23 protein-coding genes are annotated in these 24308 nt (G+C 65.7%); 16 read left to right on the plus strand and 7 right to left on the minus strand.

The window, feature by feature from the left end; translation table 11 throughout:
* Positions 1 to 115 precede the first annotated feature (115 nt).
* Positions 116 to 583, minus strand: a complete 468-nt coding sequence (locus A7D27_RS20845) for a BRO family protein (protein ID WP_069565956.1) — start codon at positions 581 to 583, stop codon at positions 116 to 118.
* Positions 584 to 979: 396 nt separating this feature from the next.
* Positions 980 to 2425: a P-loop ATPase, Sll1717 family gene (locus tag A7D27_RS28045; RefSeq protein ID WP_139134144.1), complete on the minus strand. Its 1446-nt coding sequence runs from the start codon at positions 2423 to 2425 to the stop codon at positions 980 to 982.
* A gap of 955 nt (positions 2426 to 3380) precedes the next feature.
* On the opposite strand from A7D27_RS28045, the gene A7D27_RS28530 reads away from it, so the two are divergent.
* From A7D27_RS28530 to pbpG, 3 genes are all read left to right on the plus strand, one after another.
* Positions 3381 to 3803, plus strand: a complete 423-nt coding sequence (locus tag A7D27_RS28530; RefSeq protein WP_082078335.1) for a GNAT family N-acetyltransferase — start codon at positions 3381 to 3383, stop codon at positions 3801 to 3803.
* Positions 3804 to 3937: 134 nt separating this feature from the next.
* The gene (locus A7D27_RS20855; RefSeq protein WP_069565957.1) at positions 3938 to 4273 is read left to right on the plus strand and encodes a hypothetical protein; all 336 of its coding nucleotides are present in this window, start codon (positions 3938 to 3940) and stop codon (positions 4271 to 4273) included.
* 135 nt (positions 4274 to 4408) lie between these two features.
* Positions 4409 to 5341: a D-alanyl-D-alanine endopeptidase gene (gene pbpG, locus A7D27_RS20860; RefSeq protein WP_069565958.1), complete on the plus strand. Its 933-nt coding sequence runs from the start codon at positions 4409 to 4411 to the stop codon at positions 5339 to 5341.
* 1 nt (position 5342) lies between these two features.
* Here the strand turns inward: pbpG and A7D27_RS28810 are convergent, their stop codons facing one another.
* Entirely contained in the window at positions 5343 to 5468 is a 126-nt protein-coding gene (locus A7D27_RS28810) for a hypothetical protein (RefSeq protein WP_256548389.1), read from the minus strand.
* 177 nt (positions 5469 to 5645) lie between these two features.
* Here A7D27_RS28810 and A7D27_RS20865 point away from each other — a divergent pair, with 177 nt between their 5' ends.
* Positions 5646 to 6332 carry a tellurite resistance TerB family protein gene (locus A7D27_RS20865; protein ID WP_069561339.1) on the plus strand — a complete coding sequence of 229 codons (687 nt, stop codon included), beginning with the start codon at positions 5646 to 5648 and terminating at the stop codon, positions 6330 to 6332.
* Here A7D27_RS20865 and A7D27_RS20870 read toward each other — a convergent pair.
* Entirely contained in the window at positions 6325 to 7992 is a 1668-nt protein-coding gene (locus tag A7D27_RS20870) for a diguanylate cyclase domain-containing protein (protein WP_069565959.1), read from the minus strand. The two genes, A7D27_RS20865 and A7D27_RS20870, sit on opposite strands and share 8 nt — an antisense overlap.
* 167 nt (positions 7993 to 8159) lie before the next feature.
* Here A7D27_RS20870 and A7D27_RS20875 point away from each other — a divergent pair, with 167 nt between their 5' ends.
* From A7D27_RS20875 to A7D27_RS20925, 11 genes are all read left to right on the plus strand, one after another.
* Entirely contained in the window at positions 8160 to 10169 is a 2010-nt protein-coding gene (locus A7D27_RS20875) for a VIT domain-containing protein (protein WP_069565960.1), read from the plus strand.
* Entirely contained in the window at positions 10166 to 11497 is a 1332-nt protein-coding gene (gene xrtQ / locus A7D27_RS28535; protein ID WP_069565961.1) for an exosortase Q, read from the plus strand. Before A7D27_RS20875 ends, xrtQ begins: the two co-directional genes overlap by 4 nt.
* Positions 11498 to 11586: 89 nt before the next feature.
* A protein-coding gene (prfB, locus tag A7D27_RS28050) for a peptide chain release factor 2 (protein ID WP_139134145.1) occupies positions 11587 to 12682 on the plus strand; the annotation gives its coding sequence in 2 pieces (ribosomal slippage) (positions 11587 to 11658 and positions 11660 to 12682; 1095 coding nt in all).
* Between the two features lie 123 nt (positions 12683 to 12805).
* The gene (gene lysS / locus A7D27_RS20890) at positions 12806 to 14311 is read left to right on the plus strand and encodes a lysine--tRNA ligase (protein WP_069565963.1); all 1506 of its coding nucleotides are present in this window, start codon (positions 12806 to 12808) and stop codon (positions 14309 to 14311) included.
* A gap of 412 nt (positions 14312 to 14723) precedes the next feature.
* Positions 14724 to 15473 (plus strand): TetR/AcrR family transcriptional regulator, encoded by a 750-nt coding sequence (locus A7D27_RS20895; protein WP_371850561.1) that lies wholly within the window; start codon positions 14724 to 14726, stop codon positions 15471 to 15473.
* A gap of 67 nt (positions 15474 to 15540) precedes the next feature.
* A complete protein-coding gene (locus tag A7D27_RS20900) occupies positions 15541 to 16095 on the plus strand; it encodes a hypothetical protein (protein ID WP_069561333.1) in 555 nt (184 codons plus the stop codon).
* Between the two features lie 2 nt (positions 16096 to 16097).
* Entirely contained in the window at positions 16098 to 17387 is a 1290-nt protein-coding gene (locus A7D27_RS20905; RefSeq protein ID WP_069565964.1) for a flavohemoglobin expression-modulating QEGLA motif protein, read from the plus strand.
* An 86-nt stretch (positions 17388 to 17473) separates the two neighbouring features.
* Positions 17474 to 18220, plus strand: coding sequence for a TIGR00266 family protein (locus tag A7D27_RS20910; RefSeq protein WP_069561331.1), 747 nt, complete (start codon positions 17474 to 17476; stop codon positions 18218 to 18220).
* Positions 18217 to 19101: an alpha/beta hydrolase gene (locus A7D27_RS20915; protein ID WP_069565965.1), complete on the plus strand. Its 885-nt coding sequence runs from the start codon at positions 18217 to 18219 to the stop codon at positions 19099 to 19101. The genes A7D27_RS20910 and A7D27_RS20915 overlap by 4 nt, the downstream gene beginning before the upstream one ends.
* Positions 19098 to 19421, plus strand: a complete 324-nt coding sequence (locus tag A7D27_RS20920; RefSeq protein WP_069561329.1) for a hypothetical protein — start codon at positions 19098 to 19100, stop codon at positions 19419 to 19421. The genes A7D27_RS20915 and A7D27_RS20920 overlap by 4 nt, the downstream gene beginning before the upstream one ends.
* Before the next feature lie 8 nt (positions 19422 to 19429).
* Positions 19430 to 19930, plus strand: coding sequence for an O-acetyl-ADP-ribose deacetylase (locus tag A7D27_RS20925; protein ID WP_069565966.1), 501 nt, complete (start codon positions 19430 to 19432; stop codon positions 19928 to 19930).
* A gap of 180 nt (positions 19931 to 20110) precedes the next feature.
* On the opposite strand, the gene A7D27_RS20930 is transcribed toward A7D27_RS20925, so the two are convergent.
* Positions 20111 to 22372, minus strand: a complete 2262-nt coding sequence (locus A7D27_RS20930; protein WP_139134146.1) for a heavy metal translocating P-type ATPase — start codon at positions 22370 to 22372, stop codon at positions 20111 to 20113.
* A gap of 71 nt (positions 22373 to 22443) precedes the next feature.
* Here A7D27_RS20930 and cadR point away from each other — a divergent pair, with 71 nt between their 5' ends.
* Positions 22444 to 22911, plus strand: coding sequence for a Cd(II)/Pb(II)-responsive transcriptional regulator (cadR, locus tag A7D27_RS20935; protein ID WP_069565967.1), 468 nt, complete (start codon positions 22444 to 22446; stop codon positions 22909 to 22911).
* Positions 22912 to 22972: 61 nt separating this feature from the next.
* Here cadR and A7D27_RS20940 read toward each other — a convergent pair whose 3' ends face one another.
* A complete protein-coding gene (locus A7D27_RS20940; protein WP_069565968.1) occupies positions 22973 to 23749 on the minus strand; it encodes an OmpA family protein in 777 nt (258 codons plus the stop codon).
* Between the two features lie 35 nt (positions 23750 to 23784).
* Complete coding sequence (locus A7D27_RS20945; protein WP_069565969.1) at positions 23785 to 24195, minus strand: DUF4398 domain-containing protein; 411 nt, start codon at positions 24193 to 24195, stop codon at positions 23785 to 23787.
* Positions 24196 to 24308: the final 113 nt, after the last annotated feature.

A 24308-nucleotide genomic window follows, 5' to 3' on the forward strand; every position in this document is an offset into this window, starting at 1 on the left:
TTACACCCGTAGGGGCGATTTCAATCGCCCAAGGGCAACCCCGTTGCCCCAAAAGGCCCCTCCCCACACCGAGAGGGGCCAAGCCCAGGTCAGCGACCGGCAGCCGGGGTACCGGTCATGCCGTCACCTCCGGCTCGCCGGCCATAAAGGACGGCAAATCCCGCCAGGCCACCCACAGCTCCCCTTGCCAGCGCACCACCCCCAGCCGACGCCCGCCGTAGTTCAACACCTCACGGCAGGGCGCCGCGTCCGGCGTGCGGTGGTGGTCATGCAGCGTTGGCACCAGCACCTCGTTCAACCAGCGGCCCACCTCGCCGTGCTTCGGCTGGCTGAACTGGAACAGCGCCCGGTAGGCACCGATATCGCTGATCACCACCACCTCTTCGTGGAAGTCGTCGCTGTAACCCAGGCAGAGCGTCTGCTGCTCGTGCGGCTCCAGGGCCGGGAGCAGGGGCACGGCATCGGCCAGGCCGATCAACTGCGCGAAATCATGGGCGACGAACCACGGCTGGTTGTCGACCATCACCGCGCGCAGGCGTTGGTGGTGGTGATAGAAAACGAAGGGGGTGAAAGCCTTGTTCATGGCGAATAGTCCTTTGCTGAGTTCATCAGCTGCCACCATTCGCTGTCATTCGAAGGGTGGCAGATCGCGCAGGGTTGACAGACCGGGCAAAGGAGCCGGCAGACCCGAGGGTCTCCCCACGCGATCTGCCATAGAGCCATGCAGTTGGAAAACTGCATGCGAGCAAGAGCCTGCAAAGAACGTCCGCCGTTCTTCGCATGCACCTTGCGGCGCAATCGCGCCTTTGCATCGGGCTGTCAAACCCGGCCACGGGATTTACCGTGGCTCGGGGAGGATAGGGAGGAGGAAGTAGTAGGGCAAGAGGTGGAGTAAGAGTGTTTAAGCCTTTGTGACTCTGATTGTTCTGGATGATTGGGGTAGGCCCGCCAGTGCAAGTTGACGAGCGCTAGAGGTATTTCAAATTAGGTTAAGGGACTTCCATAAGCCTTTGTGCAGAACAATAGTTTTCTCTTTGTCAAAGTCTGCATGAGGGTTTCTATAGACGAACTCATATCTGTTGCTGTCTCCAACGCGCCACTTATTTCCAATTGCGCTACATTTGAATAGCGTCTTTAGTAATTCATATAGATCGCTCTCTCCATATTTTAAATCTAGTTCAAAATTTGCATAGAGGGATGAGTACTTGAACTCCCTCTCTTTGAGCTTTGTTGCTGCAGATTTAAATCTTACAAACAATTCATGATCTGCATAGCCTACGATTTCGTCTTCAATCTCGGGTAGGAAGTAGTCTATGGAGTACTTTCTTATTCCTTTTATGACATCTGCTCGATTTAGCTTTCCTCCATTGTCAAACGCTTTGCAGCTATTTAGGAGTTGAATGAAGTCTCTTGGTGTATGCCTTGTGTGCTCGAGCAGAAACTGTGCTGAAGGGCGCTCTTCAATGTTGGTATGGAAGAATTCCTGAAAGATATCAACTTCGCGCTCCAGTGCAAGGCCGGCGCGTAAGTTGGCTAATTTTGCTAATTGGGATTTTTCCGGTTCACGTGAGTCGTGGTACCAGTTTAATAGAATAGCGGAGTCTTGCTTAATTTTGTTCTTGTTTGGAATTGGTAGTCTCTCAAAGAGATCCGTTCGGCAGAGTACTATAATTTTTGCTGGAACCCCTTCTTTCTTGAACCAAATATTTAACCTGTTTGATTCAAATACTAGGGCGGAGAGAGCATGTAATTGCACGTCTCGACTTGTTAAAACATCATCCAGACCATCAATTACTAGGAGGTGCGTGCTTTGTGTGGAAAATTCAGGAATCATTTCCTTAATGACGTCAACTACGTCAAGGAACATAAGGTCTTGGTCGGTAGTTCTGTCGGTAGACTCTCTTGTGTATTCCAGTAGTTTTGCGAGGCTTACTTTAAATGATGATTTTGAAGCTTTTAGTGCAATGTGTTTCAAGCTTTTGGCTGGAAGCACTCCCGCGTCGGTGAGCTTTCCTATGTTTTCTCTGAATTCTAGATTTTCTGTATCTCGCCCTCTGGGGTCGGCCAGAAAAGAAGTTAAAAGCGTGGTTAGTAGTAGATACTGCCAGCTAGTAGGGTATTTTGCCTCAGGCTCTGCGCTGCCTGGGTATATTTTTGAAAAACTTTTGAATGGAAAGTCTGCTAGATGGTTAACTACGGCACAAACATTGGAGTCTTCTACAGCTGGATAGCAGCCTAATCTGATTTTTTCTCCGATTGTTGATTTTCCGCTGCCTTTGAAACCTAGTACTAAACTTTTCCCTCCATCTATAATGCTTTCTAAGATTCCACCTTCATCTAAAAAGCCGTCTCGTATCAGTAGTGGTGAATCAATTCCTTCTAATTCCCCAGTTGCTTTTCCGAAGTCTATTTTCCCTAAAGACATTTTGATTCTCCCAATGTTTGTGGTGGGGTTTGTGTTGGTTGTTCTAGTGTGTGATTTTGTACGCTGCGATTGGACTGGTGGTTTGCTTTTGAATTTTACGAAATAAATTGGTGAAAATAACTAGGCGATTGATTTTTTTATAGTATTTACGGGTGGGCTAATTGGGTTTTTGGTTGGAGTTTTTATTTTGATTGGGGCGTTATTTGTATAGGGCAAATAACTACGTTTCGATTCACTGATCGAAACGTCATTGCAGATATACAGGACACTGACGCAGGGAGCGATGCCACCCTTGCTGCCGGAGCTCGTTGTATTGCCGACGTGCGGGCTGTGAAAGCGCGACGAGCACCGGGGCGATAAGGAGATGAAGGCGGAGTAGGCCGGGCACTGTGAGCATCCTTGCGAGTGATGGCCCGATGCTATTCCTCAAGTCTTACCAAAGGCAAGGTATTGGCTTACGGCGGATTGCGCGCGCCTTGCTGAGCGCCAGCTGAGTCAATTCTTACCGTCCACTCACCCCATGCCCGGCACTTCCCCTTCCTCTATCCGGACAATTTCCTGCTCCGCACAATCCGCAAGACTGCCGCCCAGCCCAGTAATCACCACAGGGCAGTCCCATGGAGTTCGCATTCAGCGATGAGCGGCAAATGACCCGCGCATCCGCCGAGGGTTTTCTGGCGGATGTATCCGACTACGCCGCCATGCGTGCGGCTATAACGTCCGAGCAGGGAATACGATCCAACCTATGTCAGCGTCTCTGCATGGAGACGCTGTGACCTGCCACTCATACCCCCAAGTAGTCCCGCAAGTTGGATCTGGGTTTCCTTGTACTGGCGATCCTGCCGAAGCAGAAGGACTGCCTTCCCATCGACAAACAGCTTCTGTCCATACCCAGCGAACATCTGGCTTACTAGCCCATGCTTCTACCCCTTCACTCCCAACCACGGTGACGCCATTGACTGACTATTCCTGCCTGCTCGAAACCCCTTCCGTCCCGGTCTACCAAGCGCTGCGCACGGGCTCTGGCCTCAGCGGCAAGACCGATGAAGCAGCGGTGCGCGGGCTGCCCAATACGCTCTTCGCGGTGCAGATCCTTCATCAGTCGCAACCCGTGGGAATGGGGCGGGTGATCGGTGATGGCGGGTGCTTTTTCCAGGTCGTCGACATTGCCGTGCTCAAGGCGCACCAGGGCAAGGGGTTGGGTAAACGCATCATGGGCGAGATCCTGAAGTACATCGAAACCCATGTGCCGGAGAGCGGCTACGTCAGCCTCATCGCCGATGGCCAGGCGCAGGACCTCTACGCGCAGTTCGGCTTCGTGCAGACCGCGCCGCGTTCGGTGGGCATGGCCTACCGACGACCGGAGTTGAAGCGCTGACCGGCGTGGTAACGCTCCGGCCACCGCCCGTTACCCGCCACTGATCCGAAACCCGCCACAGCCCCGAACCCAAGCCCTGGAGCGGTTGCCCAACGGACGTATCATCGGCATCCATCCCTCAGCGAGGTACGGCCATGAATCTCTTCCGTTGTGCGCTGCTGGCCCTGGTGGCGAGCGGTGCGATCCCCGCGCTGGCCGCCGAACCGAGCGGGCAGCAGACCATCCGCGTCATCCCCAAGACCTACGTCAGCCCCGGCGCCAGCGGCAGTGTGGACACCTACGAGCGCAGCGAGCGCTACAACGTCTACGGCGGGCAGCCCGTGCCCCAGGGCACCACGCGCTACAGCACCGGGAGCGGCAGCCAGGTGATCCAGCAGCAGGGCGGGATTCGCCAGAGCACGGAGTACCCCAACGGGGTGATCATCGAGCGGACGCCGGGGCAGGGGAGTTACCAGTACCAGCAGCGCTGACGGAGGCGCTTGCGAGCTGAGAGTTTTCTTTCAGAAAGCGATGAAAGTGGCTGAAGGAATTGACCTTCAGGGATCTATAATGTGCGTCAGTTCGCACAGGCGATCTTCATCCCACTCTTCATCCGGTAGCCTCCCGTGAAAATCCGAACCGCTCTGCTCAAGGCTCTGTTCTTCTGCACCAGCCTGGCCGTCGCCGCCCCCCTCGAAGCCCAGGCGGCCGCCCCGGTCCGTGACCCCGCCCAACTGCAGCTCGCCTCCGGCAGCGCCATGCTGGTGGACCTCGCCACCGGCAAGCTGATCTACGCCAACAACCCCGACCTGGTGGTGCCCATCGCCTCGGTGACCAAGCTGATGACCGCCCTGGTGGTGCTCGAAGCCAAGCAGCCGCTGGACGAGGTCATCAGCATCGACATCAGCCAGACCAAGGAAATGAAGGGCGTCTATTCGCGGGTGCGCGTGGGCAGCCTGGTGAGCCGTCGCGACGTGCTGCTGATGGCGCTGATGTCCTCCGAGAACCGCGCGGCGGCGAGCCTTGCCCACCACTACCCGGGCGGCTACGGCGCCTTCATCGCGGCGATGAACGCCAAGGCCCGTGCCCTGGGCATGAAGCACACCCGCTACGTGGAGCCCACCGGCCTGTCGCTGAACAACGTCTCCACCGCCCGCGACCTGGTCCAGTTGCTGCTGGAAAGCCGCAAGTACCCGCTGCTGAGCCAGATGAGCACCACCAAGGAAAAGACCATCACCTTCGTCAAGCCGCGCTACAGCCTGGGCTTCAGCAACACCAACCACCTGACCCGCAAGAGCGACTGGGACATCGAGCTGACCAAGACCGGCTTCACCGACGAGGCCGGCCACTGCCTGGTGATGCGCACCCGCATGGGCAACCAGCGGGTCGCCATGGTGCTGCTGGACGCCTTCGGCAAGTACACCCACTTCGCTGACGCCACGCGCATGCGCCGCTGGGTCGAGACCGGCAAGGGCGGCCCCATCCCCGAGGCGGCCAAGGCCTATCGCCAGCAGAAGGACGCGGCCCGTCGCCAGCAGATGGTCGCCTCGCCCAACTGAGTCAGGCGCGCCAGTCCTCTTCGCTACGGTCTTCCTTCAGGCCGTAGCGAATGTACAGCCGCACACCCAGGTGCAGGCCCACGGCCAGCAGCACCCATCCCCACCCGCCCAGCGACAACCCTTCCATGACGGCCTCCTGACGAAACGGCCTACAGCCTAGCCGGTAGGCGTCGGCAGGGCTACGCGGCACGGGACCGGTGATGGCGGTTTCGGGACGCAATATCTCGAAGCAATCCCCCAGCGCGGCATGCGGAAGACTGGCGGTAGAGTGCGCCCCATCGTCCATTGCGACCTGGAGGCCCCCATGAACACCCGTGGATTGCTCGATCAATTGCTCAAGTCCGGCCAGGACCTGCTGCAGAAGAAGGCCGGCGGCAAACCGTCCGGCATCGGCGGCGGCCAGCTCGGCAGCCTGCTCGGTGGCGCGGGCGGTGGTGCCCTGGCTGCCGGTGCGCTGGGCCTGCTGCTGGGCAACAAGAGCGCGCGCAAGCTCGGCGGCAAGGCGCTGACCTACGGCGGGCTCGCCGCCCTGGGTGTGCTGGCCTACAAGGCCTACAGCAACTGGCAGGCCAACCAGCCCACCGCGCCCCAGGGCGAGCCCCGCACCCTCGACCGCCTGCCGGCGCCCCAGGCCGAGCAGCACAGCCAGGCCATCCTCAAGGCCCTGGTGGCGGCGGCCAAGGCCGACGGCCATGTGGACGCCCGCGAGCGCCAACTGATCGAGAGCGAACTGGCCCGCCTGACCGACGACCCCAGCCTGCGTGGCTGGCTGGAAACGGAACTGAACAAGCCGCTGGACCCGGCCGAAGTGGCCCGCGCGGCCACCACCCCGGAGATGGCGGCCGAGATGTACCTGGCCAGCGTGCTGATGGTGGACGAGGAGCACTTCATGGAGCGCGCCTACCTGGACGAACTGGCGCGGCAGATGCGCCTGGAGCCGGGGCTCAAGGCGGAGCTGGAAGCCCAGGTGCGGGACGCCCAGGTCAGTTGACGGCGGGGCCTGCGGCGATGTGCACCGCTTCGTCTTCGTCATGCAGGAAGGCCCGGTTGCGGCCTTCCCGCTTGGCCCGGTAGAGCGCCTGGTCGGCGCGTTCCATCACCTCTTCCAGGCGTTCCCCGTCACGGGGCCACAGGGCCCCGCCGATGCTGCAGCCGATGCCCAGGGTGCGCCCTTCCAGCAGCATCGGCTCACCCAGCACCTGCAGCGCTCGCTGGGCGACCCGGCTGATGTGGCTCAGGCCGTCGTCCTGCTGCAGCTGCAGCACCATCAGGAACTCATCCCCGCCCAGGCGCGCCACCAGGTCTCCGTCCCTCAGGCAGCCGCGCATCCGCTGGGCGGCCTCGCGCAGCACCAGGTCGCCGACGGCGTGGCCGTGGGTGTCGTTGATCGGTTTGAACCCATCCAGGTCCAGGTAGAGCAGCCCCAGTGCGCCGCCCGCTACGTGGCAGCGTTGCTGCAACCGGGGCAGGTGCTTCTCCAGCGCGGCGCGGTTCGGCAGGCCGGTGAGGGGGTCGTGGTGGGCCTTGTTCTCCAGCAGGCCGAGGGTGAGCTGCTGCTGGGTGAGGCTCTCCACCAGGTGGGCGATGGATTTGCTCAGTGTGCGGATTTCCCGGGTGCCGGTGCCGGAGGGGATGACGGCGATTTCCCCGGCGCTGAGACGGTCCGCTGCGTCGGCGATGTGCTGCAGCGGGCGCGTCACCCGGGCTGCCAGCAGCCAGCCGAGAGCGGCGAAGAAGATCGCCAGCGCGCCGCCCCAGAGGTAGATCTCCCGTTGCAGCGCGTGGGCGGGGGCGAAGGCTTCCTCTTCGGCCTGGCGGGTGACCACGATCCAGCCGAGGCCGGGGTAGTCGCGGTAACCGTGGCTGGGGGCGAAGCCGGTGAGGTAGCGGCGGCCGTCCGGCCAGCGCTGCACGCTCCAGAAGCTCTTGCGCGCGTCGATGCTGGCCAGGGCCGGCAGCTCCAGCTTCTGGCCGATGCTGCTCGCCGGGCCCAGCAGCACGCTGTGGTCGCTGCTGAGGATGAAGAACTCTACCCGGCGGTGCGCCTGCATGGGTTCGATCAGCGCGCGGCGCACCTCGTCGGCCCAGGACCAGGACAGGTGTGAGGCGAGCACGCCGACGGTGCGCCCGTCCGGCCCCTTCACCGGCAGGGCGATGTCGACGAACTTCATGGCCTCCCCGGTGGGGTTGGGCAGCAGCTTGGCCAGCAGCACGGCCTCATGCACGTCACCGATGAAGCGGCCCTGGATGCCGCGCTGGTAGACCGGCCGCTGGGCGATGTTGGCGCCTTCCAGCACGCCGTTGCTGGAGGCCATCACCCGGCCGGCGGGGTCGGTGAAGCCGATCCAGGCGATCTCCGGCAGCTCGTGCTGCAGGCTGTCCAGCAGGGCGCGGACCTGGTGGATGTCCTTGGGCTGGCGCAACGCCTTCAGTTCGCTGATGACCTGCAGCAGACGGGCGCGGTTGTCCATGTCGCGGTCCAGGCGGTCGACCATCTGGAACGACAGCTCCGCCAGGCCCTGGCCGAATTCCTCGCCCATGCGCTCGACCGAGCGCTGGCCGATCAGCGTGCCGAGCAGCCAGCTCAGGGCACACACCAGCAGGGCGACGGACAGGGCGATGCGACTACGCAGGCTGTGGGGGCGACGCATGGGGGAGGATCTCCGGGCGAAGACTGCAAGCGAGCCGGCCGTTAAAGGATAGTCCGCTCCGCCTGGGGCCGGCGGCATAAAACCACAGAAACCCCACACACCCTGCACGAAGCCTTCACAGGCGCGGGCGAGGCTGGGCGTCCGATACACGCAAGGAGCCACGCCCCATGTCCCGCCCTGTCCCCCTCCCGCGCCGCCGCTGGTGGAGCCTGTTGTTGTTGCTGGTGCCGATGACCCTCCTGGCCGACGCGGCGCAGCCCGTCCCGGAAGGGCCCTATTTCGTGGTGGAGAACGCCGAGCCCGGCGTGGACGGCCTGCCGCTCAAGGCCACCGAGGTGAAGGCGCGGGTGCTGGGGGTGATTGCCGACGTCAGCGTCACCCAGCACTACCGCAACGAAGGCAACCGGGCGCTGGAGGCGCGCTACGTGTTTCCCGGTTCGACCCGGGCGGCGGTGCACGGCATGACCGTGCGCATCGGCCAGCGGGTGATCGAGGCGCGCATCGAAGAGAAGGGCAAGGCCCGCGAGGACTACGAGGCGGCCAAGGTGGCCGGGCAGACCGCGGCCCTGCTGGAGCAGCAGCGCAGCAACGTGTTCGAGATGAATGTCGCCAACATCCTCCCCGGCGATGTGGTGGACGTGGAGCTGCGCTACACCGAGCTGCTGGTCCCCCGCGATGGGGTCTATTCCTTTGTCTTCCCCACCGTGGTCGGCCCGCGCTACACCGGTCGGCCGGGGGGCGCCGTCGAACCCTGGACGGCCACCGCACACCTGCCGGAAGGTGAGCCTGGAACCGCCGGGTTCAGCCTGGACGTGGACCTGCAGGCCCCGGCGGACATCGCCGAGCTGGCCTCGCCCAGCCACCGCATCCTGCGCCAGGGGCAGAGCGCCCGGCATGTGCGGGTGAGTCTGGACCCGGCCGGTGGCACGGCGGCCAACCGTGACTTCGTGCTGGACTACCGCCTGGGTGGCGAAGGCTTCCAGAGCGGGGTGCTGCTCAGCGAGGGGGCCGAGGAGAACTTCTTCCTGGCCATGGTGGCGCCGCCCCGGCGCGTGCCCAGCGAGGCGGTGGTGCCCCGTGAATACGTGTTCGTGGTGGACATCTCCGGCTCCATGCACGGCTTCCCCCTGGACACCGCCAAGCACCTGCTGCGCCGGCTGATCGGCGGCCTGCGCCCGCAGGACCGCTTCAACGTGTTGCTGTTCTCCGGCAGTGCCAGCCTGCTGGCGCCGCAGTCGATCCCCGCCGATGCCGAGCACATCCAGCAGGCCCTGGGGCTGCTGGACACCCAGATGGGCAGTGGCGGCACCGAGTTGCTGCCGGCCCTGCAGAACGCCCTGGCGATGCCGGCGGAGGCGGGGCGCTCGCGCTCCTTCATCGTCGTCACCGATGGCTTCGTGGACGTGGAAAGCGAGGCCTATGCGCTGGTGCGCGGCAACCTGGGCAAGGCCAACCTGTTCGCTTTCGGCATCGGCAGCTCGGTGAACCGCGAGCTGATCGAGGGCCTGGCCCGCGCTGGCCAGGGCGAACCCTTCGTGGTGCTGGACGCCGCGCAGGCCGATGCCCAGGCCGAGCGCCTGCAGCGGATGATCGAGTCGCCGGTGCTGGTACGCCCGAAGCTGACCTTCGACGGGCTGGACACCTATGACGTGGAGCCCCTGGAGCTGCCGGACCTGTTCGCCGAGCGGCCGCTGGTGGTGTTCGGCAAGTGGCGCGGCGAGCGCCGGGGCTTCCTCCGCGCACAGGGTCTGACCAGCCGGGGCACCTGGCATGCCGAGGCACCGCTGCTGGCCGAGCAGGCCGTGGAGGGCGGCGCCCTGGCGCACCTCTGGGCCCGCCAGCGCATCGCCTCGCTGCTGGACCAGGAGGCCATCGAAGGCGGCTACGCCTACAACTACAGCCAGCAGATCCTCGACCTTGGCCTCAAGTACAGCCTGCTGACGCCCTACACCTCCTTCGTCGCGGTGGATGAGCAGGTGCGCAACCCGGCGCCGCAGGATGCGGCGGAAGTCGACCAGCCGCTGCCCCTGCCCCAGGGCGTCAGCGCCCAGGCCGTGGGCGGCAGCGTCAGCGGGCCGATGGTGCCGGGCACGCCGGAGCCGGCGACCTGGGCCCTGCTGCTGGTGGGCCTGCTGGGCCTGGGATGGGCATTGCGCCGTCAGCGGGGCCAGGCGTGACCCGCGCGCTGCCCGCCTGGGCCTGGCTGGCCCTGCCGACCCTGGCGCTGTGGCCGGTGTGGCGCTGGGCCGTCGCCCGCATGGGCGATGGCTCGGACGACCCCTGGGGCGCGGTGGCGCTGGTGGTGCTGCTGGCTTGCCTGTGGCGTGACCGCCACGCGCTGCTGGCGGCGCCGCGCCTGCCCGGTCTGCTCGCTTCCCTGGGGCTGACGGCAGCCGCGCTGCTGGTGCCGGGCGTGCCGGCCCTGGGGCGCGGGTTGCTGGCCGTGCTGGCGGTGCTGGTGATGGCCTTCGCCCTGCGTCGGCCCGGCCAGCCGCTGCTGGCCTGGCTGGGGCTGGGGGTACTGGCGCTGCCGATCCTGGCGTCGCTGCAGTTCTTCATCGGCTACCCGCTGCGGGTGATCACCGCCGAGGCCAGCCTCTGGGCCTTGCGCGGGCTGGGCTTCGCCGTCACGCGCCAGGGCAGTGCGCTGGAGGTGGGCGGCCAACTGGTGATGGTCGACGCGCCCTGTTCCGGCGTGCAGATGGCCTGGGCCGCCTACTTCGTGGCCTTCACCGCTGCCGCCTGGCTGCGGGTGGCGGATGCCCGGCTGCTGCGCCGGCTGCCCTGGCTCAGCCTGCTGATCCTCGGGGCCAATGCGCTGCGCAATACGCTGCTGGTGCTGCAGGAGGCCGGGCACTGGCAGGGGCCGGCCTGGCTCCACGAGGGCATCGGGCTGGCGGTGTTCGCCGTGCTCTGCGGGCTGGTGCTGCGCCTGGTGGCGGGCTTGCCGGCCCAGCCGGTGAACCGGACGGACGGCCTGCCCGGCGCAGCTCGTCCGTGGCCCTGGGGCGCGCTCTTCGTCGGCCTGGCGGCGTACAGCCTGGTGCCGGGCGCGGGCGGGGAGGGCGCGCGCCCGGCCGCTTTCGTCGAGTGGCCGAGCACCTTCGAGGGGCAGGCATTGCGCCCGCTGGCGCTTACGGCGGTGGAGCGGCGCTTCGCCGAGGACTTCCCCGGCCGCCTGGCGCGCTTCGCCGCCGGCCCGCGCACCCTGGTGCTGCGCCAGGTGCAGGTGCCGACCCGCAAGCTGCACCCGGCGGCGGATTGCTACCGCGCCCTGGGCTTTCGCATCAGCGCCATCGCCCTGCACCGCCGGGCCAGTGGCGAGGGCCTGCAGCGCTGCTTCCTGGCCAGCGCCGCCTCCGGTCGGCTGCGGGTGTGCGAATACATCGAGGACGCCGCCGGACGGAGCTTCAGCGACACCTCCGCCTGGTACTGGTCGGCCCTGGCCGGCACCTCCCCGGGGCCCTGGCGGGCGGTCACCGTGGCCGAGGCGGCGGGCCGGTAAACGGTGGTCGGCGCAGGCTGCCCGAGGCGAAACGACTCGGGTATACTCGCCGGCTTTTCCGAAAGTTTTGCCAGTGAGAGCTTCCCGCCATGGAAATCAACCCGATCCTGAACAGCATCAAGGACCTCTCCGAACGTACCCAGGCCATTCGGGGGTATCTTTGACTACGATCAGAAGCATGATCGTCTCGTCGAAGTAAACCGCGAACTCGAAGACCCCAACGTCTGGAACAACCCCGAATACGCCCAGAACCTGGGCCGCGAACGCTCCATGCTGGCGCAGGTGGTCGAGACCCTCGACGAACTCACCAGCGGCCTGGCCGACTCCAGCGACCTGCTGGACATGGCGGTCGAGGAGAACGACGAAGGCGCCGTGAACGACGTCGCCACCGAAGTCGAGCGCCTGCGCGAGATCCTCGAGAAGCTGGAGTTCCGCCGCATGTTCAGCGGCGAGATGGACGCCAACAACGCCTACCTGGACATCCAGGCCGGTTCCGGCGGCACCGAGGCCCAGGACTGGGCCAACATGCTGTTGCGCATGTACCTGCGCTGGGCCGACAAGAACGGCTTCACTGCCGAGATCGTCGAACTCTCCGAAGGCGAAGTCGCCGGTATCAAGGGCGCCACCGTGCACATCAAGGGCGAATACGCCTTCGGTTGGCTGCGCACCGAGATCGGCGTGCACCGCCTGGTGCGCAAGAGCCCGTTCGACTCCGGCAACCGTCGTCACACCTCGTTCACCGCGGTGTTCGCCTCCCCGGAGATCGACGACAACATCGAGATCGAGATCAACCCGTCCGACCTGCGCATCGACACCTACCGCTCCTCCGGTGCCGGTGGCCAGCACGTGAACACCACCGACTCCGCGGTGCGGATCACCCACGTGCCCACCAACACCGTGGTGGCGTGCCAGAACGAACGCTCCCAGCACGCCAACAAGGACACCGCCATGAAGATGCTGCGGGCCAAGTTGTACGAGCTGGAGATGCAGAAGCGCAACGCCGCCTCCCAGGCCCTGGAGGACACCAAGTCCGACATCGGCTGGGGGCACCAGATCCGCTCCTATGTCCTCGACCAGTCGCGGATCAAGGACCTGCGCACCGGCGTCGAGCGCAGCGACTGCGACAAGGTGCTGGATGGGGATCTGAACGAGTACCTCGAGGCCAGCCTCAAGCAAGGGCTGTAACGCCGCCGCGCCCGGCCAGCCCGCCTCAAGCAGCGGCTGGCCTGCGCCCGCCAGGCTTTGCTGCCGCTGTTATGCAATCCGTTTCCACAGGCAAGAGCGCCTAATCAGGAACCACCGAAGACCATGAGCGACCAACAACCCGACCAGCACGAACTGCAACAGGAAGAGAACAAGCTGATCGCCCAGCGCAAGGAAAAGCTTGCTGCCGTGCGCGAAGCCAAGGCCATCGCCTTCCCGAACGACTTCCGCCGCGACGCCTACTTCGCGGACCTGCAGAAACAGTACGCGGACAAGACCAAGGAAGAGCTGGAAGCTGCAGCCATCCCGGTCAAGGTCGCCGGTCGCATCATGCTCAACCGCGGCTCCTTCATCGTCCTGCAGGACAGCAGCGCTCGCCTGCAGGTCTACGTGAACCGCAAGACCCTGCCGGAAGAGACCCTGGCCGAGATCAAGACCTGGGACCTGGGCGACATCATCGGCGCCGAAGGCACCCTGGCCCGTTCCGGCAAGGGCGACCTGTACGTCGACATGACCAGCGTGCGCCTGCTGACCAAGTCCCTGCGCCCGCTGCCGGACAAGCACCACGGTCTGACCGACACTGAGCAGCGCTACCGCCAGCGCTACGTCGACCTGATCGTCAACGAGGAAACCCGCCACACCTTCCGCGTGCGCTCCCAGGTCATCGCCCACATTCGCCGCTTCCTCAGCGACCGTGGTTTCCTCGAAGTGGAAACCCCGATGCTGCAGACCATCCCCGGCGGCGCGGCAGCCAAGCCTTTCGAAACGCACCACAATGCCCTGGACATGCCGATGTTCCTGCGCATCGCCCCGGAGCTGTACCTCAAGCGCCTGGTGGTCGGTGGCTTCGAGAAGGTCTTCGAGATCAACCGCAACTTCCGTAACGAAGGCGTCTCGACCCGGCACAACCCCGAGTTCACCATGCTCGAGTTCTACCAGGCCTACGCCGACTACGAAGACAACATGGACCTGACCGAGGAGCTGTTCCGCGAGCTGGCCCAGGCCGTGCTCGGCAGCACCGACGTGCCCTACGGCGACAAGGTCTTCCACTTCGGCGAGCCCTTCGCCCGCCTGTCGGTGTTCGACGCGATCCTCAAGTACAACCCGGACATCACCGCCGCCGACCTCAACGACGTCGAGAAGGCCCGCGCCATCGCCAAGAAGGCCGGCGCCAAGGTCCTCGGCCACGAAGGCCTGGGCAAGCTGCAGGTGATGATTTTCGAGGAGCTGGTGGAGAGCAAGCTGGAGCAGCCGCACTTCATCACCCAGTACCCCTTCGAGGTCTCCCCGCTGGCCCGCCGCAACGACCAGGACCCGAGCGTCACCGACCGCTTCGAGCTGTTCATCGGTGGCCGCGAGATCGCCAACGCCTACTCCGAGCTGAACGACGCTGAAGACCAGGCCGAGCGCTTCATGCTGCAGGTGAAGGAGAAGGACGCCGGTGACGACGAGGCGATGCACTACGACGCCGACTTCGTCAACGCGCTGGAATACGGCATGCCGCCCACCGCCGGCGAAGGCATCGGCATCGACCGCCTGGTGATGCTGCTGACCAACTCCCCGTCGATCCGCGACGTGATCCTGTTCCCCCACATGCGGCCCCAGGCCTGAGTGGGATGAGAAAGCCGCCTTCGGGCGGCTTTTTTGTGGCTGCGTTCTGAATGGGATCAACGGGAGGCAAGCTGATTGACGAGCGCTGCTGGCGACGACTGCGCTCGGCCTCCTGAAGGGGCCTTTGTCCCCGCGCCAACATCCGTCTCAGGAACAGCTTCAAGGTGCGCACCAGATTCGCTTTTCCAAGCGCCGCGACAGCGTCGCGCGCGGCCCCGTCCATAACAGAGGATGGAAGCGCTATGCCTTCTGGAGCTTTTCCAAGCCTGCCCACTTTCCCGTGTATGGCTCTGGATTGCGCGCTGCTCCACACGGCACGACGGGCGGTGTGCCCTGGCCGGGTCTCATCACGTCGAGTACGCAAGTTCTTACCTTGTGGCAGTTGAATCGACCGCTGATTGGTCGAAACTGTCTGACATCCACGTACGCAGCCGAAGGTTCCCGCATCTTGCCCCAGCCGTCCCGTCGTGACAGTGCCGCCCAGGCGGCCAGCGCCCTCGCCGAAAGTGTCCAGTACCAGGGCCGCAAGGCCAGTCGCCACGGCAGCGAGCAGCGCCGCCAGGCCATTCTCGATGCCGCCATGCGCATCATCGTTCGTGACGGCGTGCGGGCCGTGCGCCACCGGGCCGTGGCCGCCGAGGCGGATGTGCCGCTGTCGGCCACCACCTATTACTTCAAGGACATCAACGACCTCATCACCGACACCTTCGCCCAGTTCGTCGAGCGCAGTGCCGAGGCCATGGCTGCGTTCTGGAGCAGCGTCGAAGGGGACCTGCAGGACATGGCCGCCGCCGTGGAGCAGGGCGGTGAGCCTCGCCGGGAGGTGACCGAGCGCATTGTCGAGCTGGCCATCGACTACGTGCGCCGCCAGTTGCTGGAGAACCGCACCCAACTGCTCGCCGAGCAGGCGTTTCGCCAGGAGGCGCTGATCAATGAAGGGTTGCGTGTGCTCGCCGAGGCCCATCGCGGCATCCTTTCCCAGGGGGCTGAGCATTTCTTCCAGGCCCTGGGCACCGAGGAACCCGTCGAAGACGCCAAGGTGTTGACGGCCATCATTCTGCAGATGGAATATCAGGGCCTTGTCGGCGGTGTGGATAAGCTCGACATCAATGAAATGCGAGCCGTGCTGAGGCGCTACCTCCATCTGGTGATGGACCTCTAGCGCGATGGCGCCGAACCCCGCTCCAGGCATCCGCCTCGCGGGGTTTTTAATGAACAAGGAGAACACGATGAACCCCTGGCGCGTGCTGGTCGCACTGTCCTTCCTGCTGCTGGGAGGCTGCCTGGTCACCCTCCGGGAGCCGATCCCCGCCCACGAGCCGGCCCCCATGCCGCTGCTGGGGGATTGGACGCGCAAGGACGAATGGGGCGAGCGCGCCTACCTGGAGATCAGTCGCTCCGGCTCCAACCTCTACCGTGCCCGCACCTACGAGGGCGGCAAGGACAACCTCGACAGCCTGCACGAGTACGGCTTCACCGTCGCCCACCACGGCCGCCGCTGGTACCTCTCCGCCGGGTTGCCGAAGCAGTGGGGTGCCAACTTCGCCGTGGCCGGCTTCGAGCTGACCGCCGACAACGAGCTGGTGGTCTACAACCTCGACGTGGAGCGCCTGCGCCAGGAAGTGGAGCGCGGCACCTTCAAGGGGGCGGCGGTGGAGATGCCCGAGGGAGACGGCGTACTGCTGGACGTGCCTTGGGCCACCCTGCAGGCCTGGCTGGACGACCCGGCCAACTCCGACGTGTTCATCGAGGCGGCGCGCTACCAGCGGGCCGGGGCGGAATGACCATGAGCCGGCGCAAGGTCCCCGACGACTACCAGAACACCGTCCGCAGCCTGTCCGACCGTATCGTCCTGGCGCAGACGCCGATCCGTGTGCTGGATGCCATCAAGTGGGACGACAGCGTTCGCCAGGGCTTCCTCAAGCACAAGGGCAAGGCCATGCCCGAGGTGGACCGTGCCTACTACGAGAGCCGGCCGCTGGCCTTCGAACCGGTGGCCAAGAAGCTCGAATTCCAGAACATCGAGCGCGACATCACCCGCCATCTCGGCCAGTTCAACCCGGTGGGGCAGATCATGCGGCGCATGTGCAAGGAGTACCGGATGGTCATCCGCATGCTCGAAGCACGCGGCACGCCGGACTTCGGCCTGATCTCCCAGGAGCTTTACGGTGCCGCTTCCGACGCCTTCCACGCCGGTGACCCGACCCTGTCCGACCTGGGGCTGATGCTTTCGGACTACCTGAACAAGATCGACGACCGTGGCGACCTGAAGGACGAGCCCAAGACCCTCACCGCCAAGGACGCCGTCGGCCTGCTGCAGAGCCGCCTCTCGGCAGTGTTCGGCGACGAGACCATTCGCGTGCTGGAGTCCGACGGCATCGTCGCCGACGCAGCGGCCGGCGCCGACTACATCAAGATCCGCAGCGACGCGCTGTTCAATGAGCGGGATGTGCGCGCGCTGGAAGTCCACGAAGGGTTGGTGCACGTCGGCACCACCCTCAATGGCCAGAACCAGCCGGTATGCACCTTCCTCGCCAAGGGGCCGCCGTCCTCCACCGTGACCCAGGAAGGCCTGGCGATCCTCATGGAGGTGATCGCCTTCGCCTCTTATCCCACGCGCCTGCGCAAGCTCACCAACCGTACCCGCGCCATCCACATGGCGGAGGAGGGCGCGGACTTCCTCGAGGTCTACCAGTTCTACCGCGAGCAGGGTTATGGCATGGGCGAGAGCTACGGCAGTGCCAGCCGCGTGTTCCGGGGCTCGTCGCCGGACGGGCTGCCCTTCACCAAGGACCTGTCCTACCTGAAGGGCTTCATCATGATCTACAACTACATCCAGCTCGCCGTACGCAAGGGCAAGCTGGAGCAGATCCCGCTGCTGTTCTGCGGCAAGACCACCCTGGAAGACATGCGCACCCTGCGCCAGTTGGTGGACGAGGGCCTGGTGGTACCGCCGAAGTACCTGCCGCCGCAGTTCCGCGACCTCAACGCGCTGTCCGCGTGGATGTGCTTCTCCAACTTCCTCAACCACCTGAGCCTGGACCGCATCGAGGCGGACTACGCCAACATCCTCTGACGCTGCGGCGCTCGGTCCCGAGGTGTCGAACCACGGCCTGACCGGCGCTCGTGATTGATCCCCAGTCACCTCCAAGGGAGCCCTGCATGGCCAGCCACCAGCTCGAATACGACATCCTCGGCGCCTCGGCGCAGACCGTGGAGATCATCCTCGACCCCGGTGAAACGGTGATCGCCGAGGCCGGCGCCATGAACTACATGACCGAAGGCATCCGCTTCGAAGCCCGCATGGGCGATGGCAGTGCCAACGGCCTGCTCGGCAAGCTGTGGGGCGCCGGCAAGCGCATGCTCACTGGCGAGTCGCTGTTCATGACCCACTTCACCAACGAAGGTCAGGGCAAGCAGCGCGTCGGTTTCGCCGCGCCCTACCCGGGCACCGTAGTGCCGGTGGACCTGGCTCAGGTCGGCGGCCAACTGATCTGCCAGAAGGACGCCTTCCTCTGCGCCGCCCACGGCACGCGCATCGGCATCGCCTTCAACAAGCGCCTGGGGGCGGGATTCTTCGGCGGTGAAGGCTTCATCCTGCAGAAGCTGGAGGGCGATGGACTGGCCTTCGTGCACGCCGGCGGCACGGTGATCCGCAAGGAGCTGAACAACGAGACCCTGCGCCTGGACACCGGCTGCCTGGTGGCCTTCACCCAGGGCATCGATTACGACATCGGGCTGGCCGGCGGACTGAAGAGCATGCTCTTCGGTGGCGAGGGCATCCTCCTGGCCACCCTGCGCGGCACCGGTACGGTGTGGATTCAGAGCCTGCCCTTCTCGCGGCTGGCCGAGCGCATCTATGAAGCCACCTACAAGGCGCGCGAGGAAACCCGCGCCGGCGGCAAGTGAGGCGCCTCGTCCCGCTGCTGCTCCTGCTCCTGCTGCTGCAGGGCTGCAGCGGGCTGCTGTTCTACCCCGAGCGCGAGCTGCCGTTCACCCCCGAGCGGGTTGGCTTGGCCTACCGCGACGTGAAACTGGTGACCGACGATGGCCTGCGCCTGCACGGCTGGTGGCTGCCGGTGGCGCCGGGCAAAGCGGTCAAGGGCACCGTACTGCACCTGCACGGCAACGGCGGCAACCTCGCCAGCCACCTGGGCGGCAGTTGGTGGCTGCCCGAGCAGGGCTACCAGGTGCTGATGCTGGACTATCGCGGCTACGGCCACTCCGAAGGCAAGCCGGCCCTGCCGGATGTGTTCCTCGACCTGGACGCCGCCTTCGACTGGCTCGACCGTGCGCCCGAAGCCCAGGGCCAGCCGCGCATCGTCCTCGGGCAGAGCCTGGGCGGCGCCCTGGCGCTGCGCTACCTGGCCGAGCACCCCGAGCGCCGGGCCGGCGTCCGGGCGCTGGTATTGGACGGCGTGCCGGCCAGCTACCGTGACGTGGCTCAATTCACCCTCGGCAACGCCTGGTTAACCTGGCCGCTGCAGGTGCCGCTGTCCTGGCTGGTGCCGGATGGCGACAGCGCAATCGGTGCCATCGGCCGCCTGCAGGGGCTGCCGATGCTGATCTACCAGAGCATTGACGATCCGGTGGTGCCCCTTTCCAATGGCGTGCGCTTGTATCAAGCTGCGCCCCCGCCACGGGTGTTCCAGCCGACCCGGGGCGGCCATGTGCAGACCTTTGCCGACCCCACCTGGCGCGAAGTGATGCTGCGTTACCTCGACGACCCCAAGGGGTTCGTCGGGTTGCGACGGCTGGCTGAAGTCCCGAATACAGAGAGTCCCCAATGAGCGAACGCAACCCCATTCCGCTGATCCTCACCGGCGTCGGCACCATCATCGGCACCGTGATGGTCCTCTGGTACTACGGCTACCTGCACTTCGCCAAACCCGAGGATGCATTGCTGCTGTCCGACTTCACCATGCTCAAGACCATCCCCGGCGAGGACTACAAGGTCTCGCTGCAGCCGGCCAACCAGGTCGCGCAGTGCATCGATGGCGTGCTGGTGCTGTTCGACACCCAGCAGAAGGGCCTGACCGGCGTGCTGGTGAACAACAAGAAGCAGGCCGTGCGCTGCATGGGCCAGGAAACCCCGCAGGAAATCCGCTGAGACCGCTGATGAAAATCACCGTCTGGCAGGGCGACATCACCACCCTCGATGTGGACGCCATCGTCAACGCCGCCAACTCCTCCCTGCTGGGCGGAGGTGGCGTCGATGGTGCGATCCACCGTGCGGCGGGGCCGGAGCTGGTGGCCCGCTGCCGGATCATCGGTGGTTGCCCCACGGGCGAGGCGCGCATCACACCGGGCTACCGCCTGCCGGCGCGCTTCGTGATCCACACCGTCGGGCCGGTCTGGCGCGGCGGTGATCAGGGCGAGCCCGAACTGCTCGCCCGCTGTTACCGCAACAGCCTGGCGCTGGCCGAGGCGCAAGGGCTGGCGCGCATCGCCTTCCCGGCCATCAGTTGCGGCATCTACGGCTACCCGCTGGAGGCCGCCGCCGCCGTGGCCGTCCACGAACTGCGCCAAGCGCGCCCCGCCGGCAGCAGCCTGGACGAGGTGCTGCTGGTGGCCTTCGCCGACGACATGGCCCGCGTCTACCGCAACGCCCTCGCCTGATCTGGCGGCTTTTGTAGGGTGGCTCGGGCGGCGTTCCGCTTCAGCCCACCGCTTTTCAGTGGCTTGAAGCACCAGAATGACCCGGCGCCATTCCGGGCCCGCTGTTTCTATGGAGCCACTGCTCCCCGGGCTGAAGCCCGGGCTACGTGAGCTGCGCCGTAGCCGGGCGATGCCGCTCCTCTACTTCACGCCGCGCAACAGCCGCAGGCCGTTGAACACCACCAGCAGGCTCGCGCCCATGTCGGCGAACACCGCCATCCACAGGGTGCCTTCGCCCATCAGCGTGAGCACCAGGAACACTGCCTTGATGCCCAGGGCGAGGGCGATGTTCTGCACCAGCACCGACCAGGTCCGGCGCGACAGGCGGATGAACTGCGGCAGCTTGCGCAGGTCGTCGTCCATCAGCGCCACGCCGGCAGTCTCGATGGCGGTGTCGGTGCCCGCCGCACCCATGGCGAAACCGATGTCGGCACGGGCCAGGGCCGGTGCGTCGTTGATGCCGTCGCCGACCATGCCGACCCGCTTGCCGCCGGCCTGGCACTCGCGAATCGCCGCCAGCTTGTCTTCCGGCAGCAGGTTGCCGCGCGCCTCGTCGATGCCCACCTGGGCAGCGATGGCCGCAGCGGTGTGGGGGTTGTCGCCGGTCAGCATCAGGGTGCGCACCCCCAGTTGGTGCAGTTCGGCCACCGCTTCACGGCTGGTCTCGCGCACGCTGTCGGCCACGGCGAAGAGCGCCAGCGGGCCCTGTTCGTCGAGCAGCACGATCACCGTCTTGCCCTGGCGTTCCAGCACATCCAGGCGCGTCTCCAGTTCGGGCGAGCACAGGCCCAGCTCCTCCACCAGGCGGTGGTTGCCCAGGTGGCAGGTGTGACCGGCGACCTGGCCGCGCACGCCGCGGCCGGGCAGGGCGGCTTGCTCGTCCACCTCCAGCAGGGCGACGCCGTCGGCCTCGGCAGCGCGGGCGATGGCCTGGGACACCGGGTGGTCCGAGCGGGCGGCCAGGCTGGCCGCCAACTGGCGCGGGTCGTGGCCCGGCAGGTCGCGCAGGCGTTCGTGGTCGGTCTGGGTCGGCTGGCCGTGGGTCAGGGTGCCGGTCTTGTCGAGGGCGACCCAGGCGAGCTGGCGGCCCATTTCCAGGAACACCCCACCCTTGACCAGTACCCCGCTGCGCGCTGCGGCGGCGAGCCCGCTGACCAGGGTGACCGGCGTGGAGATCACCAGGGCGCAGGGGCAGGCGATCACCAGCAGCACCAGGGCGCGGTAGATCCAGTCCAGCCACAGCCCGCCCAGCAGCAGCGGCGGCACCACGGCAGTGGCGACGGCGATGAGGAACACCACCGGGGTGTAGACGCGGGAGAAGGCGTCGACGAAGCGCTGGGTCGGCGCCCGCGCGCCCTGGGCTTCCTCAACGGCGTGGATGATGCGCGCCAGGGTGCTGTCGCCCGCCGCGTGGGTGACGCTGTATTCCAGCTCGCCCTCGCCGTTGATGCTGCCGGCGAACAGGCTATCGCCCGGCTCCTTCTCCACCGGCAGGCTCTCGCCGGTGATGGGCGCCTGGTTGACGCTGGAGCGGCCGCGCAGCACTTCGCCGTCCAGGGCGATGCGTTCACCGGGGCGTACCCGCACTCGCGCACCGACTTCCACCTCGCGCGAAGAGAGCGCCTGCCAGGTGCCGTCCCGCCACACGGTGGCCTGTTCCGGCGCCAGGTCCAGCAGGCCGCGGATGGCGTTGCGCGCCCGTTCCAGGGAGCGCGCTTCGATCTGCTCGGCGATGGCGAACAGCACGCTGACCATGGCCGCTTCCGGCCACTGGCCGATCAGCATGGCGCCGGTGACGGCGATGCTCATCAGCGCGTTGATGTTGAGGTTGAGGTTCTTCAGCGCGATCCAGCCCTTGCGGTAGGTGGGCAGGCCGGCGGTGAGAATGGCCAGCAGCGCCAGCCCGGCTTCCAGCCAACCCGGGCCGATGGAGAACCACTCGCAGGCTTCGGCCGCCAGGGCGGCGACGCCGGCCAGGGCCAGCGGCCACCAGGGCTTGCGGCGCTCGGCCGGTGCCGGCTCGCCAGCCTCCAGGGGTTCGGCCTGCATGCCGAGCTGGGCCACCAGTCGCTGCAGTGGCGCCAGGTCGACGAAGCGGTGGCGGACCTTGAGCACTCGCTGCATCAGGTTGAATTCCAGGGCCTCGATGGCCGGGACCTTGCCCAGGGCGTCGCGCAGCAGGCGCTCCTCGGTGGGGCAGTCCATCGCCTTGATGCGCAGGCTGCTCCAGCGTGCTTCGCCGAGGGTGGCGTCCGGGGCGTGCAGCGCCGGCGCGGGGCCCGCAGGCTGATGGTCGTGGTCGTGGTCGTGGTCGTGGTCGTGGTCGTGATGGTCGTAGGCTGTCTTCGGCCTGGCTGTGGCCGCACGTCCGTGGTTGTGGTTGCAGCAATTGTCCTGGCTCATGGCGGACTCCATTGACGGTACGGGCGTCATTGCACACCCTGTAGCAACTACAGAGTCAAGGAGTGCTGTTCATGAAGATCGGTGAACTGGCCCGGCTGACCGAATGCCCGGTGGAAACCATCCGCTACTACGAGCGTGAGGGCCTGCTGCCCGAGCCCGCGCGCAGCGAGGGCAACTACCGCCTCTATACCCAGGCCCATGTGGAGCGCCTGGCGTTCATCCGCCATTGCCGCTCGTTGGACATGACCCAGCAGGAGATCCGCGAGCTGCTGCGCCTGCGGGACAACCCCGAGGCCGATTGCGCGGTGGCGAACCGGCTGATCGACGAGCACATCCACCACGTCGAAGTGCGCATCGCCGAGCTGCGCGCCCTGCAGGACCAATTGCGGGATTTGCGCGCCCAGTGCCAGGGCGCCGGCAGCAGCGAGTCGTGCGGCATCCTGCGGGAGCTGGAGCAGCCGGCACCGCCCAGCGTGGTGTCCGAAGCCTGCTCCGAGGCGGGGCACCTGCATGTGCCGGGGGTGCATGGGCGGCATTGAGTGAAGGCCGTTGCATGAAGAAGCCCGCCATCAGGCGGGCTTCTTCATGGGCGCGGTGTCTTCAGAGGGCGCGGGGCGTGACCGGGCCGGGGCCGTTGGCGATGGTCACCTCGACCCGGCGGTTCAGCGCGCGGGAGGAGGGCGAGTCATTGCTGGCCACCGGGTAGTCCTTGCCGAAGCCGTGGGTGGTGACGCGGCTCGGGTTCACGCCCATGGCCACCAGCGCGCGGCGCACGGAGTCGGCGCGGGCCTGGGACAGTCGCAGGTTGTGGTCGACGGTGCCGGTGTTGTCGGTGAAGCCTTCGATCACCACCTGGCGGTCCGGGTTCTGGGTCAGGTAGGTGCCCAACTGGTGCACGCTCTGCATGCCGTTGGGGGTCAGTTCGGCGCGGTCCACTTCGAACAGCACGTCGCCCAGGGTCACCACCTGGCCACGGTCGGTCTGCTTGGCCTTGAGCTGGTTGAGCAGCACGTCCACCTGCTGGTTGCGGGCGTCCAGTTGGGCCTGGGTGCGTTGTGCCGGCGCCTTGGCCAGGGCCTCTTCGGCGGCCTTCTGCTTGATGGTCTGGCGGGCCAGTTCGATGCGCTGGTTGGTCAGGTAGGCCAGGTGATCGACCTGCACTGGCTCCTGCTTGTCGGCGTAGGCCTGCTCGGCACGGCTGAGCATGTCGCCGGCTTCCTTGGTTTCGAGGGCGGCCAGGCTGTTGGCCTGGGGCTCGGCCTGCAGTTGGGAATAGTTGCTGCGGGCCTGGTCCAGGTTCGGGTTCGGCTTGGAGGCACAGGCCACCAGGGCCAGGCTCAGCACGGAAAGGGCGGAAACGCTGATCAGCTTGTTCATGGGGATCATCCTTATCTGGGTTCGGAGGCCAGGGTTCAGTGCACCAGGATCGGGGTGCGCGAGCCCTCTTCACGGATCTGCTGGACACCCTGGTGGGCGTCGTCCAGCACCTTCTCGGCCTTCACTGCCAGCGCCTTGCGCTCGGCCACGCGGGCATCCCACTCGGCCTGCTCGGCAATGCGGCGGGCCTCGTCGTAACGCTCGTCGCGCATCAGGCGCTCGGCCTGGTCGAGCTTGTCCTGGGCGGTCTTCATTTCAACCGGGGCGTACTGCGGAGCGCCGGCATCGACCGCGCTCTTGACCACGGTGTTGGTGACGGCGAACTGTTCGGTCGGCGGGTTGCCGGCGCAGCCGGCGAGCAGGGCGGTAGCGCCCAGGGCCAGCACGGCCATCACTGTTCTCGGATTCGCTACAGCAGCGCGCTTTTTCATCATGTTCAGCTCCATTGGTGACCTCGGCCCGGTGGGGCTTCATGGCTACTTTCCTGCCAGATGCGCGCCAATGAATACATGTTGGCGCCGGATAGCCGCTTTTAGGCGGCGTTTTCCGAATGACCTGG

This window comes from Pseudomonas sp. 1D4, assembly GCF_001728925.1.
GTDB lineage: Bacteria > Pseudomonadota > Gammaproteobacteria > Pseudomonadales > Pseudomonadaceae > Metapseudomonas > Metapseudomonas otitidis.